This is a genomic window from Halomonas sp. IOP_31, assembly GCF_021151495.1.
GTDB lineage: Bacteria > Pseudomonadota > Gammaproteobacteria > Pseudomonadales > Halomonadaceae > Modicisalibacter > Modicisalibacter zincidurans.
Genome location: NZ_JAIRBP010000030.1, coordinates 31165 through 46171, shown reverse-complemented (window position 1 = coordinate 46171; position 15007 = coordinate 31165). Strand labels below are relative to the sequence as shown.

The window sequence follows — 15007 nt, the reverse complement described above, 5'->3', positions numbered from 1 at the left end:
CTGCGTCCGGTGTGCTATCAGAATCTGCCCGACGCGCTGCGTCCCGAAGCGCTCAAGGAGGCCAATCCGCTGGGCCTCAAGCGGCTTTACGACGGAAGGCGCGAAGGCTGAGCGGCGCGAGCCGTGACAGCCACGCGAACAGGGCGACCCGAGAGTCGCCCTGTTATCGTTTTATCGTGTTGTTCTTGCTCGCGGCCGGTCAAGGTCAACGAGACGAAGCCTGGTGTCGACGATCAACCCTGTCCCTCGTTCAACGCCGCCAAGCTGGCGGTGACACCGCGTGCCTGCAGTGAGCGGTAGGCCCCCAGCACCGCCTGGGAGAAGCGTGCGTCGTCGGCCAATCCGCGCGGAAACACGGTGTCCTCGGCCAGGAAGGCGCCGATCAGGCTCTCCTCCGCGTCGCCATGGCGGGCATGCAGCGCGGCGAAGGTGTCGGCCAGGGGGTCGTCGACAGCGTGGGGACGACCGTGCAGGTCGCTGCCCGCGGTATAGCGGATCCACGCCGCCACGCCGAGTGCCGTGCAGGAAATATCGCCGGCGTCGTCGAGCCGCATCCGTGCCCCCTGGAGCCAACGCTGGGGCAGCTTCTGCGAGCCGTCCATGGCGATCTGATGCAGGCGATGGCGCAGGCTGTCGTTGGCGAAACGCGCCAGCAGGCTGTCGGCGTAGGTCGTCAGATCGGTGTCTTCGGGCATGGTCAGCGTCGCCGCCGCCTCCTGGCGCATGTAGCGCTTGAGCAACGCTTTGAAGTCGGCCCGGCTGACGGCGTCGAAGACCGTCTCGACGCCATCCAGCGCGCCCAGGTAGGCCAGCAGCGAATGACTGCCGTTGAGCATGCGTAGCTTCATGGTCTCGAAGGGCGCGACGTCGGCGACCATCTCCACTCCTTCATGTTCCCAGTCGGGACGTCCTTGCGGGAAGTCGTCCTCGACGACCCACTGGATGAAGGCTTCGCAGGTCACCGCGGCGGGGTCGTCCACGCCCAGTTCGCGCAGACGCGCGAAGTCGGCCTCGGTCATCGCCGGCACGATGCGATCCACCATGCTGGAAGGGAAGGCCACCGACGCGGCGATCCACTCGGCCAGCGCCGGGTCGCGCTCGCCAGCCAGCTCGACGACCGCCCGCCGGGTGCGTTTGCCGTTGTCCGGCATGTTGTCGCAGCAGAGCACCGTGAACGGTGCGATGCCCGCGGCGCGGCGCCGGGCCAGCGCCTCGACCAGCAGGCCCGGCGCCGTCCGGGGCGCGTGCGGCTGGGCGATGTCGTGGGCGATGGCGGGCGCGTCGACCATCAGCGTGCCTTCGGCGGGGCTCAGGTAGTAGCCCTTCTCGGTGACCGTCAGGGTGACGATACGCACCGCGGGATCGCTCAGACGCGCCAGCAGCGCTTCATGATCCTCACCATTCTCGCCGGCGTACAGCGCCTCGCGGATGGCGGCGATCTCGCGCAGGGTCAGCGTCTGGCTGTCGGCGTATTCGGCGACATGGTAGCGCTGGCCCCGATCGCGCAGCAGCTCGACCAGACGCTGGTTGGAACGGATGTTGGCGCTACTGATGCCCCACTCACCGCCGTCGTGGCGCGCCAGGTTGCGCTCGACGAAGACCGCCTGGTGGGCGCGGTGGAACGCGCCCAGGCCGATGTGGACGATGCCGACCGGGGCATCGGCGTAGTCGCTGGCCTGTGTTGTCACTTGGGTCATCGCGTCACCTCCTACCAGTGCCAGAGCGTGCCGTCTTCGAGCCGGTTGACCGGAAGACTGGCGCGCTTGTAGGGATACTGTCTGGCCAGCTCTTCATCGATGTCAACGCCGTGCCCCGGCGTTTCGCCGACCAGGAAATGGCCGTCCTCGAAACGATAGTCGTGGGGGAAGACCTGGTCGGTGATCGCTTCGTGGGGCATGTGTTCCTGAATGCCGAAGTTGGGCACCCAGGTGTCGAAGTGAACCGCCGCACCCAGGCACACCGGCGACACATCGGTGGGACCGTGAAAGCCGGTGCGAATATGGTAGAGCGCCGCCAGGTCGGCGATCCGGCGCAGGTGGGTAATGCCGCCGCCGTGGGTGAGCGGGGTGCGGATATAGTCGATCCACTGATTCTCGATCAGCTCGCGGTAATCGTGAATCGAGTTGAAGACTTCGCCGATGGCCAGCGGCGTGGTGGTGTGCTCGCGGATCAGCTTGAGGCTCTGCTGGTTCTCGGCCGGCACGCAGTCCTCCAGCCAGAACAGATGATAGGGCTCGACCATCTTGCCCAGGCGGGCGGCCTCGATGGGGGTCAGACGGTGGTGAACGTCGTGCAGCACATGGATGTCGTGCCCGAAGCGTTCGCGGACCGCGGCGAACAGTGCGGGCACATGGTTGAGGTACTTCTCGGTGCTCCACACGTGCTCGGCGGGCAACTCCGAGTCGGCCGGCTCGTAGCGCTCGCCTTCGCGCTTGGCGACGCCGTAGGTGGTGGCGATGCCGGGTACGCCGGTCTGGACCCGGACGGCGCGATAGCCGAGCTTGAGGTGTGCGTCGACTTCGGCCAGGCAGGCGTCGATGTCCTTGCCGGTGCAGTGGGCATAGGTCATCACCCGCTCGCGGCTCTTGCCGCCCAGCAGCTGGTAGAGCGGCATGCCGGCGGCCTTGGCCTTGATGTCCCACAGCGCCATGTCGACGGCGCCGATCGCCGCCATGGTCACCGGGCCGCGCCGCCAGTAGGCGCCACGATACAGATATTGCCAGATGTCCTCGATGCGACCGGCATCGCGACCGATCAGTGCCGGCACGACGTGCTCCTCGAGATAGGCGACCACGGCCATTTCGCGGCCGTTGAGCGTGGCGTCGCCGATGCCGTAGGTGCCCGACTCGGTAACGATCTTCAGCGTGACGAAATTGCGCCCGGGAGAGGTGACGATGAGGTAGGCATCACTGATTTTCATGATGAATCCATTGCTGATAGATAAAATGAGGGCGCGTCGCTCAACGCTCGAACAGGTAACGCTGGACATTGTCGTAACACACGGCCCGCACCAGCTGGCCGATGCGGTCGATGTCGTTGGGCAGCTCGCCACGCGCCATCTGCTGGCCGAGCATGTTGCAGAAGATGCGTCGAAAGTAATCGTGACGGGAGAACGACAGCAGACTGCGCGAATCGGTGAGCATGCCGACGAAGTGACGCAACAGTCCGAACTGCATCTGCGTGGTCAGCTGGCGCTCGATGCCGTCGCGCTGGTCGTTGAACCACCAGGCGGCGCCGAACTGCACCTTGCCGGGAATGCCGTCGCTCGGGAAGCTGCCGGCCAGGCTGGCGAGCATCTCGTTGTCGCGCGGGTTGAGGTTGTAGAGCACGGTGCGCGGCAGGGCCCGTTGCTGGTCCAGCGCATCGAGAATCATTGCCAGCGACTCGCCATAGACCACATCGCCGATGGCGTCGAAGCCGCTGTTGGCGCCGATCTCGGCCAGGCCACGGCGGCTGACGCTACGCGCCGCGCCCAGGTGCAACTGCATGACCCAGCCGCGTTCGGCGTATTGCCGGCCCAGCCATAGCAATAGCGCCGTGGTGAAGCCGGTGGATTCTTCCTCGCTGAGCGATTCGCTGCGCCTGCGTCGGTCAAGAATGCGATCGAGCGCGGCGCTCGACGGCGGCGCGACGAAGGTCGGCTTCTCGAGGCTGTGATCCGACAGGCAGCAGCCATTGGCGGCGAAATAGTCGAGGCGCTGATGCAGCGCCGCGAGCAGGTCGTCATAGCGCCGGATGGCGACGCCGCTGGCGGCTTCCAGCGCGGTCAGGTAATCGGCGTAGCCCGCCTGTTCGATCTTGAGCACGGCATCGGGGCGAAACGTCGGCAGCAGGGCGAGTCGCGAGCCGTTCTCGGCATGCCGGCGATGGGCATCGAGATCGTCGCAGGGGTCATCGGTGGTGCACACGGTACGCACCTGGAAGCTGTCCAGGATCCCTTGAGCGTGAAGTTTGGGCGTCGCCAGGCGTTGACGCGAGCGTGTCCAGATCTCTTCGGCAGTCGTCGGGGAGAGCAGCGTATTCTCGATGCCCAGCGGGAAGCGCAATTCCAGATGGGTCCAGTGGTAGAGCGGATTGCCGAGGCAGTCGGGTACGCTCTCGGCCCAGGCCTGGAAGCGTTCGCGGGGCTCGGCGTCGCCGGTGATGCGCCGCTCGTCGATGCCGGTGAAGCGCATGGCCCGCCACTTGTAGTGATCGCCGTCGAGCCACAGCTCGGTGAGGTTGTCGAAGCGGCGGTTGTCGGCGATCTCCACGGGGCTCAGGTGCGAGTGGTAGTCGCAGATCGGCATCGGCGCGGCATGGTCGTGGTAAAGGCGCCGGGCCGCGTTGGTTTCCAGCAGAAAATCCGGCCCCATGAAGTCGATCTTGTCGTTGAAAATCATGTCACTCACCCTTGGATGGCTGCATTTAGCACTTAGCCCATGAGCATGTTGGGCAAGAAGAGCACGATGGTGGGGAAGAAGATGATGCCGAGCACGACGGTTAAAACGGCAACGGCGAAGGGTACGAGTTCGCGGCTGTAATCGGTGAAGGGGCAGCGCAGGATGCCGCATACCGTGTACATGGAAATCCCCACCGGTGGGGTCATGCCGCCGAAGGTCACCAAGGTCATCATCAGCAGCCCGAAGTGCACGGGATCGATCCCGGCGGTCTTGATCACCGGTACCAGGATCGGGGCCAGCAGCATGACCACCACCGTCGCCTCGAGCAGCATGCCGAGGAATACCAGCAGGACCGCCAGGGTCAGCAGCAGGGCGGTCTGGCTGGAGAATACCCCCAGCGTGAGCTCGGCGATGGTCTGGGGCACGCGCTCGAAGGACACCACATAGCCGATGATCCCCGAGAACATGATGATCAGCATGATCATGCCGATGTCCCGCACGCTGGCACGCATCGCCTCGATGATTTCCGCTATGCCCATTTCGCGGTGGATGAAGCAGCCCACGACGAGGGCGTAGACCACCGCGAAGGCGCCGGCCTCGGAGGGCGTGAACAGGCCATAGCGGATACCCACCAACAGCCACAGCGGGAATAGTAAGGCCCAGATGCTGCTGCGGGTGGCGCTGGCCACTTCGGCGAACCTGGGCAGGCTGTCGCGGACCGGGGTATAGCCCCGCCGGCGGGAAACCAGCCAGGTGGTGATCATCAGCGCGACCATCAACAGCACGCCCGGCACCACCCCGGCGATGAACAGGCGGCCGATCGAGACCTCGCCGAGATAGCCGTACAGGATCAGGCCGATGCTGGGGGGAATGGTGGCAGTGATCAACCCGCCGATGGAAAGCACGGCCCCGGCGAAACCGGGCGTATAGCCTTCGCCGACCATGCCCTTGCCGAGCACACGCGACTGCATGGCGGCATCCGCCACCGCCGAACCCGACACCCCGCCCATCAGGGTGCTGAGTACCAGGCTGGCCTGGGCCAGACCGCCACTCATCCAGCCCGCCAGCAGGGTCGAGAGGCGCAGCAGGCGCGGCGTGATGCCGCTGGCATTCATCAGATGGCCGATGAAAATGAACAGCGGAACGGCCAACAGGGGGAAGGACTGGGTAGCGGAGACGATGCGCTGGGGACCGATGCCGACGGGAAGAAACGTTCCCGGCAACAGGAAATACAGAAAGCCGGCGATGCCGATCGCGAAGGCCACGGGCATGCCGATGGCCATCAGCACCAGCCCGAGCACCAGCAGCAGGGCGGTGATCATAGCGTTTCCTCCACGACATCGTCGTCGGGCTCGAGACTGCGGGTGATGCCCTTGTCGAGAACGCGCCGAAGCAGCGAGACGAACATGAGTGCGGCACCCACCGGCAGGGCCAGGGTGACGTAGCCGTAGCTCAATCCGGCAAAGCCCATCGGGCGCTGCCAGTTGGACAGCGCGAGCGGCATTCCGTACCACGCCAGCAGCGCGAGAAACGCCAGCATCATCGCCAGGATGACCGCGGTGATGGCACGCAACACCCTGGGGGGCATAAGCACGACCAGGGCATCGATGCGCACCTGGCCGCCGCGGCGCAGCATGATGTCGGCGCCTAATACGGCCGTCCAGATGAAGAAGAATTGGGCCAGTTCGGCACCGCCGGCGAACGGATGACCGATCGCGCGCATGGTGGCACTGGCCAGAATCGTGAGTGAGGTACACCCCAGCAGTACAATGGCCAGGATATCTTCGAGCTTGTCGAACCAGCGCCACATAACGGTTCCTCGCAGCGTTTGCACAGGGCTGTCTAAACCTGAAAGCGCGCAGGCCGGCACGGGCCGGCCCGGCATTGGCTTGACGGGCGATCAGTCGGCGGTGCCGGAAACCAGTTGCTCGCGGTACTTGTCGTAACCGAGTTCCTTGTAGACGCTGTCGACGCGCTGACGGAACAGCTCGGTATCCACTTCGGTGAAGGTCACGCCGGCTTCTTCCATGCGCTTGCGCGTCGCATCCAGGGCGTCGACGGTCGCCTGGCTGGCCTCGGCGCCGGCCTTCTTGAGCTCCTCGTCGAGGATGCTGCGAAGGTTCTCGGGCAGGGACTGGTACCACTGCTCCGAGGTCACGATGCCGCTCATCAGCTGGATGTGGTGGGTCAGGGCGACATTGTTGATGACCTCCTGCAGGCGCTGGCCATCGGCGGCGGTCAACTGCGCCTCGGCGCCATCGATCGAGCCCAGCTGCAACGCCGAATAGACCTCCGACCAGGGCAGCGGTGTCGGAGTGGCGCCCATGGCCTCGATGGTCTTGAGCCAGACCGGCGAGTTGATGGTGCGGATGCGTAGGCCTTGCAGGTCTTCGGGCTTTTCGACGGGTTCCTTGGTCAGCATCTCGCGGGCGCCCTGGAACCAGTTGTAGTTCATCAAACGCAGGCCGCTGTTGTCGGCGAGGCTTTCGACCCATTGGTTGTACAGATCGGACTGGGTAATGGCCTCGTACTGGGTATAGTCTTCCACCAGGTAGGGCGCACTCAGGATGCCCAGTTCCGGCTGATACTCCGACAGTCGGCCGGCATCGATGAGGATGGCGATGTTGGCGCCGCTGCGGATCTGCTCGACGACGTCTTCGTCGGACCCCAGCTGGCTGTTGGGGAAGACGTTGAGCGTCAGTTCGCCATCGGTGCGCTGCTCGATCGACTGCTTGGCGTCCTGCATGGCCTGAACGATGGGATCCTGCGTGCTCAGGGCCGAGGACAGGTTCAGCTCGTAATCGGCATGGGCCAGGCCACTGGCAAAGGCGAGGGCGAGGGCGGGTATGGCTAGCTGTGATTTCATGATTTCTCCTGACATGCATGTTGTGCTTGTTTGAATGCAGGGGTTCGTAAAGCGAGCCCCTTGCGTTCGAGCTCGGCGTTATGCCGTTTCGCGTTTGCTGGGCGTACGCGTCGGGGCCGAGGCATCGAACATCGCGGGAAAGCGCCGCATCAGCTCAGGCAGGGAGTGCAGAATTTCACGCTGATGGATGCACATGGCCTGTTCTGCGGCGCTGGGGTCTTGCCGGGCGATCGCATCGACGATCAGTTGGTGCTGATCGACGAGCTTGGGGATGGGCGTCGACTCGGGGATGCTCAAGTAGCGCACCCGATCCAGTTGGGCCTTGACCTCTTCGGTGACGCGCCAGGCCGAGGTATGACCCGCGCCCAGGGCCAGGGCCCGATGAAAGGCCTCGTCGAGCTGAAAGAACCGGCTGTAGTCCTGCGGCACGGCACAGCGACGCTGGCGCTCGATCAGCTCGTCGAGTTCGCCGAGCACGTTCCCGCTCAAGCCGTTTTCGGCGGCGGATCTGGCGACGGCAGCCTCGACGGCTTCCCGGACGAAGCGTGCCTCCATGACCGCACCCTCCGAAATGCGCACCACGTAGGTGCCTCGCTGTGGGCGTACCTCCAGGAGCCCCGACTCGGAAAGGCGAATAAACGCTTCGCGTACCGGCTGTCGGCTCACGTCGAACGTGTCGGCAATCTCCTTTTCGGATAACGCCCGTCCGGGGGCCAGCACCATGCGGATGATCGCCTGGCGCAGCGCTTGATAGAGGCGCTGGCGAACGTTGACGTCCGGCGATGTTTCTTCCCAGAGCGCATGTAGTGAAGTCGTCATTGATGATCGGCCCGAAGCTTGTCTTGTAGTCTAGTATGGTAGAATGGTTCGGCATATGGCGATGCGACTTTAGTCAGGCATGAAGGGCATGGCCGAGGGTCGAGTGTCATCGGTTCGATGAAAGATGCGCGACTGCAGCGAGAGCCCGGCGGTCGGCTCCCAACGTGACGTTCATGCAACGGTGCGAAGGCGCCACATGAACGGCAGCGGCGTTGCAGGCGTTGTAAAGGGGTGGCGTCAGATCAAGCCGAGCGCGGTGAGGAGGAACACGCCGGCGCTGATCGTGAACAGCGAGGCGAAGGTGGTGATCACGATGATGTTGGCGGACAGCTGAGCGTTGCCGTTGACCGCCTTGGTCATGACGAAACTGGCGGCGGCGCCGGGACTGCCGAGAAACAGAAACAGGATGCCGAGTTCCGCACCGCGAAAGCCCAGCGCGAAACCGCCGAGCACGCCGAGTGCCGGCAACCAGACTATCTTCCACAGGCTGGCGTCGAGGGCCAGCTTGCTGCTGCGCTTGACCGACGTGAACGACAGCGTGCCGCCGATGCACACCAGCGCCAGCGGCAACGACATGGCGCCGAAATAGTTGCCCGACGCCATTACCCACTCGGGCAAGTCGATCGCGAAGTAGGCGAAGGGAATGGCCAGCAGTACGCTGAGAATCAGCGGATTCTTGGTCACGTGGCGGATGATCGCCAACATGCCGGACTTGGCGCTGGCGCTGTGGTAGGCCAGCACCGCCGCCGACAGCACGTTGTAGATGAGGATGATCCCGCCGACCATGATCCCGCCGAGCGACAAGCCGTAGTCGCCATATTGGCTGGCGGCCAGCGCCAGCCCGACGATCCCGCAGTTGCCGCGAAACGCACCCTGGGCGAAGACGCCGCGATCCTCGAACGGGCAGCGCCACTGCGCCCAGCCCCAGGCCAGGAAGAAGCTGAGCACGGAGAAGCCCAGGAAATAGCCGATCAGCGCGGGCTGCAGGGCGACGTCCAGGTCGGCGCGGAGGATGCTCAAGAAGATCAGCGTGGGCATGGTCGCCCGAAAGACCAGCATCGAGGCGGTGGTGATGAAATGCGCGTCGATCCAGCCGATGCGCTTGAACACAATGCCCAGGAAGACCATCGCGAAGACGGGCAGCGTGACGTTCAGGGTGTGCAGGAAGACATCCAGCAGGTTCATGCTGGTAGCTCCTAGCGAATCAGCCAGAAGCCGACGATCAGCGCGGCGACCACGGTGGCGAAGAACAGGTTGTTGCGCAGGCGGGTGTTACGGGGGCGGGAAGATCGGGACACGGAAGCTCCTGTCGGATAGGGCCCGGGCTGGGCGGCAATCCAGGATTGCCGGCACAATGGGCCGGAACGGCGGCGCTGGCTGGCCGCGACAACTGTGGCATGATAAACCCGTTAGCCTGCTAGGCCCAGCCGCCGCAGGCCGCGCGCGAGGCGCTCGTCGCCACCATCGATCAATTGCTGAAGGGAATACGATGAAAGCAGCCGAGGAGATCTCATTGGCCGATGGCCGGCTGGCCGGGCTGGCCTGGGGCGAGGCCGGCGCGCCGACCTGGTTGGCGCTGCACGGCTGGCTGGACAATGCGGCGAGCTTTTCGCGCCTGGCGCCGCGACTTGTCGAGGCGCTGGACATTCGCCTGGTGGCGATCGATTTCGCCGGTCACGGTCATTCGGCCCGCTATCCGGCGGGCGTCGACTATGCCATCTGGGACTATACCCACGACGTGCTCGACACGCTCGCCTCGCTGGGCCTCGAGCGCGCCACGCTGCTCGGCCATTCGATGGGCGCCGGGGTCGCCTGCCTGGTGGCCGCGGCCATGCCCGAGCGGGTCGAACGCCTGGTGCTGATCGATGGCTTGGGTACGTTGACCACGCCCAGCGAGGACACCGCGGCGCAACTGCGCAAGGGGCTGGTCGCCCAGCGGCGGCGGCCCTCCTCGTCGCCCCGCTATGCCGACATCGAGAGCGCCATCGCCGCGCGGGTCGGCGGTGGGGTGACGCCCATCGACACGGCGACCGCCGAACCGCTGGTGGCGCGCAACGTGGAGCGGGATGCCCAGGGTGGCTGCCGGTTGCGCACCGATGGCCGGCTGCTGCGTCCTTCGCTGGTACGCTTTTGCCCCGAGCAGACTCTGGCGCTGCTCGGGGCCATCCAGGCACCGACCCTGCTGATCGAGGGCGAGCAGGGCATCCTCGGCGAGCGCAGCTTCGCCCGCCGCGCCCGGCAGGCGCTGATCACACTCGAGCGTCGCGTGCTCCCCGGCGGGCACCATCTGCATCTCGAGCCGGATGCGGTGGTCGCGGTGGCCGCGGCGATCGGTGCGTACAGCGAGGAACCGAACACGGCCGACAGCGCCGAAAGAGCCTGAAGGGGGCGGTCATGAGCAAGCGGGTCGCGCTGGTACTGGGCAGCGGAGGCGCCCGGGGCTATGCGCACATCGGTGTCATCGAGGAGCTCGAGGCGCGCGGCTACGACGTGGTGGCGATCGCCGGCTGCTCGATGGGGGCGGTGATCGGCGGCGTGTATGCTGCCGGCGAGCTCCAGGGCTATCGCGACTGGGTCACCCAGCTCGACTATTTCGACGTCCTGCGGCTGGTCGACGTGACCTGGAACCCGATGGGCGCGATGCGCGCCAGCAAGGTAATGATGCGCATCTCGAAACTGGTCGGCGATACCCGGATCGAGGACCTGCCGATCCCGTTGACCACGGTAGCCACCGATATCGGTCGTCAGCGCGAAGTATGGTTCCAGAGCGGGCCGCTGTTGCAGGCGATCCGCGCCTCCATCGCCGTGCCCGGCATCATCACCCCGGTGCATATCGGTGATCAGGTGCTGGTCGACGGCGGTTTGCTGAATCCACTGCCGATCATTCCCACCGTTTCCGCCCAGGCCGACCTGATCCTGGCGGTCAATGCCACTGCCCAGACCCACAAGCCGGTGACCCTGGAAGAACTGCTGCCGCCCGCCGAGGCCGCCGAGGAGCAGCAGCGCGAAGCCGAGCGCGATGCTAGAGGGCAGGGCCTCTCGTTCTGGCTCAACGGTATGCGCAGCCGCGCCCAGCGCCTGTTCGTCAACGACAACGAGCCGGCCAGCGAGAACGCCAGTGAAAACCAAGGCGGCACCCGCGCCGCCGAGCGTGCCTGGAGCAAGCTCGACATCATGCTGACCTCGTTCGAGATCACCCAGGCGGCGTTGGCCAAGTACAAGATCGCCGGCTATCCGCCGGACGTACTGGTCGAGATTCCCAAGACGGTATGCAGCGCCTACGAGTTTCATCGTGCCGAGGCGTTGATCTGTCTGGGCCGTCATCTGGCCGCCCAGGCCCTGGACCGTTACGAGGGCAAGCGCGACCTGACGGTGGCGACCGGCGAAGCGCTCGAAGCGCGACGTCATCCGAGCGTGACGCACGAGCCTTCGACGGCTCCGGCCGAGAAGGCGAGTCCCGCAGGCGTGCCGAACGCGCGCAACAAGCGAAATAAGCAATAGATAGTCGTGAGTACCGGCGGCGGGCTCAGAGCTCCTTGCCGCGCCGGCGCAGCAGCACGTAGACCGCGCCGGTGCCGCCGTCGGCGTCGCGTGCCGAGCAGAACGCCAGTACGCTGGGCCACTCGCGCAGCCAGGCATTGACGTGACTCTTGATCACCGGGTAGTCGGCCATTCCGCTCCAGGCCTTGCCATGCACCACCAGCACGCAGCGCAACCGATCGGCGCGTGCGTCGTGGAGGAAACGTTCGAGCTGCTCGCGGGCTTCGTCGAGGGTGTAGCCATGCAGGTCGAGCCCGGCCTGCCAGTCGATCTGGCCGCGCTTGAGGGCGCTGTGGGTGCGGTAGGGGAGATCGGCGACGGCGAAATCCAGCGGCGTACTCGGGCGAACCGGTTCGACGCGCCCGTCGCTGGTACGGCTTTGCGGGGCGTCGGCCGCCGCCGAGATAGCTGCTTCGCGTCTCGCCGCCAAGCGTTGGGTGTCGTCGCGCCGCGGCTTGCCGGGGTCGGCGCGATCGCTGATCAGGCGCTGCACGCCGGCTTCCTTCAGGGCCTGGCGAAACAGCGCGACCTCCTCCTCGGGCGGGCTGCGCCGACGGCTCATGCGACACTCTCTCCAATGGCGGGTGATGGGGCGAAGCGAGCGCCCAGTATAGCGGCTGAGGCGCGACTGTGAAGCGCGGCGCGGGGCAGGTACAATCGTCGTCAACCAGCCTTACCCAGTACCAGCACAGGACGACGCGTGACCGCTCCCCGTAACGCCTCCCCCAATCCGGGCGAAGGCCCGCCGGCCGCAATCCGCTCGGCCGATACCACCCTGACGCTCGACGATGCGCAACTCGCCGCGCAGCTTTATACGCTGCGCGACTGCCTGCGCTGGGCGACCAGCGAATTTCATGTGCAACGCCTGCACTTCGGGCATGGCACGGCGAGCGCCTGGGACGAGGCGGTGGCGCTCACGCTCGGTGCGCTGCACCTGCCCTGGGACGTCGACCCGGCAGTGCTCGACGCGCGGCTGCTCGACATCGAGCGCAAGCGGATCGTCGCGCTGGTACGGGCGCGCATCGAGACCCGAAAACCCTTGCCCTACCTGCTCGGCGAGGCGTTCTTCGCCGGTCAGCCGTTCACCGTCGACGAGCGGGTGCTGATTCCGCGCTCGCCGATCGCCGAGCTGATCGAGCACGACTTCGCCGCCTGGTTCCCCGAGACGCCGCCGGCGCGCATCCTCGATCTGTGCACCGGCTCGGGCTGCATCGGCATCGCCAGCGCGCTGTACATGCCCACCGCCGAGGTCGACCTGGCCGATGTCAGCGCCGAGGCGCTGGCGGTGGCCAAGATCAATATCACCCGTCACGAGGTCGGCGATCGCGTCAGGGCGGTACTCTCCGACCTGTTCGATGGCCTCGAAGGCCGGCGCTATGACCTGATCGTCGTCAATCCGCCCTATGTCGATGCCCGCGATCTGGCGGGCATGCCCGCCGAGTTCCGTCACGAGCCGGCCGTGGCGCTGGGCGCCGGGGCCGACGGTCTGGACATCGTGCGTCGCCTGCTGCGCGAGGCGCGCGGGCACCTCAACGACGACGGCGTGCTGATCGTCGAGGTCGGCAACTCCGATCGTCATCTGGAAGCCGCCTACCCCGAGGTGCCGTTCCTGTGGCTGGAATTCGAGCGCGGCGGTCACGGTGTGTTCGCGCTGACCGCCGGCGAGCTCGATGAGCATGCCGCCCGTTTCGTCTGATTCCGTTTCGCCCGACTCCATTTCGAGGATCGCTGCATGTCCGGCAACACCTTCGGCAAGCTGTTCACCGTAACCACCTTCGGCGAGAGCCATGGCCCGGCGCTGGGCGCCATCGTCGACGGCTGCCCGCCGGGGCTGGCCTTGAGCGAAGCCGACCTGCAGCGCGATCTCGACCGTCGGCGTCCGGGCTCGTCGCGGCATACCACTCAGCGCCGCGAGCCCGATCAGGTACGCATCCTCTCGGGGGTGTTCGAAGGCGAGACCACCGGCACGCCGATCGGTCTGATGATCGAGAATACCGATCAGCGCTCCAAGGACTACTCGAACATCAAGGACCAGTTCCGTCCGGCGCATGCCGACTATACCTATCACCACAAGTACGGCCGTCGCGACTATCGCGGCGGCGGCCGCTCGAGCGCCCGCGAGACCGCGATGCGGGTCGCCGCCGGGGCGATCGCCAAAAAGTACCTGGCCAGCCAGGGCATCGTGGTGCGCGGCTACATGAGTCAGCTCGGCCGGATCGTCATCGACTTCAAGTCCTGGGACGGCGTCGACGACAATCCCTTCTTCTGTCCCGACCCGGCCAAGCTGCCCGAGCTCGAGGCGTTCATGGATCAGCTGCGCCGCGATCAGGATTCGGTCGGCGCCAGGATCAGCGTGGTCGCCGAGGGTATGCCGGTGGGCCTGGGCGAGCCGGTCTTCGACCGCCTGGATGCCGAGCTGGCGCATGGCCTGATGAGCATCAACGCGGTCAAGGGCGTGGAGATCGGCGACGGTTTCGCCGCCATCGCCCAGCGCGGCAGCGAACATCGCGACGAGATGACGCCCGAGGGCTTCCTTTCCAATCACGCCGGCGGCGTGCTCGGGGGAATCAGCTCGGGCCAGGCATTGATCGCGCATCTGGCGCTCAAGCCGACCTCGAGCATCACCCGGCCGGGGCGTTCGATCGACACTCACGGCAACCCCGTCGAGGTCGTCACCAAGGGCCGTCACGATCCCTGCGTGGGCATTCGCGCCACGCCGATTGCCGAAGCGATGATGGCGCTGACTTTGATGGATCATCTGCTGCGCCATCGCGCCCAGAATACCGGCGTCTCGGTGGCGACGCCGCGCTTGAGCTGAGCTGACCGGGCCATGCGTCGGTGCTCACCGGCGCCTGGCTATCCATGGCCGTTCATTGCCCCGACTTCCTGGCACTGCTTTTGCCGACCGGCGACGGCGGATTGCCTGCTACACTCAAATCGACACGTTCCGACTTGAGTCCTGCCATGAAGATAAACGTCGAATTCGACATGACCCCGGCCGAGTTTCGTCAGGCGCTGGGGTTGCCCGATGTCGATGCCTTTCAGCGCGAGATGATGTCGCGCATTCAGCAGCAGATGGAAGCCGGCGTCGAAGGTTACGACCCGTGGAATCTGATGCAGCCCTTCCTGCAGCAGGGCATGACTCAGGGCATGACCCACTTCGGCAATTACCAGCAGATGATGCTGGATATGTTGCGCAAGGCGGGCAGCCCGTCTTCCGCCGAGAAGGCGTCAACCGACGACAAGGCGGGCGGTTCGGCCAATCGCTCTTCCGCCACTGCGTCGGCGAGCTCGCGGCAGAACCGCAAGTCGTGAGCGTAGGTCTATTGCAAGTTGGCATGTGGCCGGCTACGCTTTGTGCGGCGCAGCATACGACCTGTGCTCTATAGCCGCGCCAACC

The 15007-nt window shown here is 65.7% G+C and carries 14 protein-coding genes; 5 read left to right on the top strand and 9 right to left on the bottom strand.

The annotated features are described in order from the left end of the window. Nucleotides 1–233 precede the first annotated feature (233 nt). The 8 genes from K7I12_RS13960 to K7I12_RS13925 form a co-directional block, all read right to left on the bottom strand. Entirely contained in the window at nucleotides 234–1697 is a 1464-nt protein-coding gene (locus K7I12_RS13960) for a mannitol dehydrogenase family protein (protein ID WP_031384462.1), read from the bottom strand. 11 nt (nucleotides 1698–1708) lie between these two features. Next, the gene (gene manD, locus K7I12_RS13955; RefSeq protein WP_231664472.1) at nucleotides 1709–2920 is read right to left on the bottom strand and encodes a D-mannonate dehydratase ManD; all 1212 of its coding nucleotides are present in this window, start codon (nucleotides 2918–2920) and stop codon (nucleotides 1709–1711) included. 40 nt (nucleotides 2921–2960) lie between these two features. Further along, nucleotides 2961–4382, bottom strand: a complete 1422-nt coding sequence (gene uxaC, locus K7I12_RS13950; protein WP_231664471.1) for a glucuronate isomerase — start codon at nucleotides 4380–4382, stop codon at nucleotides 2961–2963. 32 nt (nucleotides 4383–4414) lie between these two features. Next, nucleotides 4415–5704 carry a TRAP transporter large permease gene (locus tag K7I12_RS13945; protein ID WP_031384459.1) on the bottom strand — a complete coding sequence of 430 codons (1290 nt, stop codon included), beginning with the start codon at nucleotides 5702–5704 and terminating at the stop codon, nucleotides 4415–4417. Next, nucleotides 5701–6192 (bottom strand): TRAP transporter small permease, encoded by a 492-nt coding sequence (locus tag K7I12_RS13940; RefSeq protein ID WP_031384458.1) that lies wholly within the window; start codon nucleotides 6190–6192, stop codon nucleotides 5701–5703. The genes K7I12_RS13945 and K7I12_RS13940 overlap by 4 nt, the downstream gene beginning before the upstream one ends. A gap of 90 nt (nucleotides 6193–6282) precedes the next feature. Beyond that, on the bottom strand, nucleotides 6283–7248 hold the full coding sequence (locus K7I12_RS13935) for a C4-dicarboxylate TRAP transporter substrate-binding protein (RefSeq protein ID WP_231664470.1): 966 nt from the start codon (nucleotides 7246–7248) through the stop codon (nucleotides 6283–6285). A gap of 78 nt (nucleotides 7249–7326) precedes the next feature. Then, a complete protein-coding gene (locus K7I12_RS13930) occupies nucleotides 7327–8067 on the bottom strand; it encodes a GntR family transcriptional regulator (protein WP_031384456.1) in 741 nt (246 codons plus the stop codon). A 237-nt stretch (nucleotides 8068–8304) separates the two neighbouring features. Next, the gene (locus K7I12_RS13925) at nucleotides 8305–9252 is read right to left on the bottom strand and encodes an AEC family transporter (RefSeq protein WP_031384455.1); all 948 of its coding nucleotides are present in this window, start codon (nucleotides 9250–9252) and stop codon (nucleotides 8305–8307) included. Nucleotides 9253–9556: 304 nt separating this feature from the next. On the opposite strand from K7I12_RS13925, the gene K7I12_RS13920 reads away from it, so the two are divergent. Continuing rightward, nucleotides 9557–10450 carry an alpha/beta fold hydrolase gene (locus K7I12_RS13920; protein ID WP_051907498.1) on the top strand — a complete coding sequence of 298 codons (894 nt, stop codon included), beginning with the start codon at nucleotides 9557–9559 and terminating at the stop codon, nucleotides 10448–10450. An 11-nt stretch (nucleotides 10451–10461) separates the two neighbouring features. Beyond that, nucleotides 10462–11568 (top strand): patatin-like phospholipase family protein, encoded by a 1107-nt coding sequence (locus tag K7I12_RS13915; protein WP_084173556.1) that lies wholly within the window; start codon nucleotides 10462–10464, stop codon nucleotides 11566–11568. A 25-nt stretch (nucleotides 11569–11593) separates the two neighbouring features. Here K7I12_RS13915 and K7I12_RS13910 read toward each other — a convergent pair whose 3' ends face one another. Beyond that, the gene (locus tag K7I12_RS13910; RefSeq protein ID WP_031384452.1) at nucleotides 11594–12169 is read right to left on the bottom strand and encodes a Smr/MutS family protein; all 576 of its coding nucleotides are present in this window, start codon (nucleotides 12167–12169) and stop codon (nucleotides 11594–11596) included. Nucleotides 12170–12361: 192 nt separating this feature from the next. Between K7I12_RS13910 and prmB the strand changes: the two genes are divergently transcribed. The 3 genes from prmB (at nucleotide 12362) to K7I12_RS13895 (ending at nucleotide 14922) form a co-directional block, all read left to right on the top strand. Then, nucleotides 12362–13303, top strand: coding sequence for a 50S ribosomal protein L3 N(5)-glutamine methyltransferase (prmB, locus tag K7I12_RS13905; protein WP_031384451.1), 942 nt, complete (start codon nucleotides 12362–12364; stop codon nucleotides 13301–13303). A gap of 36 nt (nucleotides 13304–13339) precedes the next feature. Beyond that, complete coding sequence (gene aroC, locus K7I12_RS13900; RefSeq protein ID WP_031384450.1) at nucleotides 13340–14425, top strand: chorismate synthase; 1086 nt, start codon at nucleotides 13340–13342, stop codon at nucleotides 14423–14425. Between the two features lie 146 nt (nucleotides 14426–14571). Then, nucleotides 14572–14922: a hypothetical protein gene (locus K7I12_RS13895; RefSeq protein ID WP_031384449.1), complete on the top strand. Its 351-nt coding sequence runs from the start codon at nucleotides 14572–14574 to the stop codon at nucleotides 14920–14922. Nucleotides 14923–15007 lie beyond the last annotated feature (85 nt).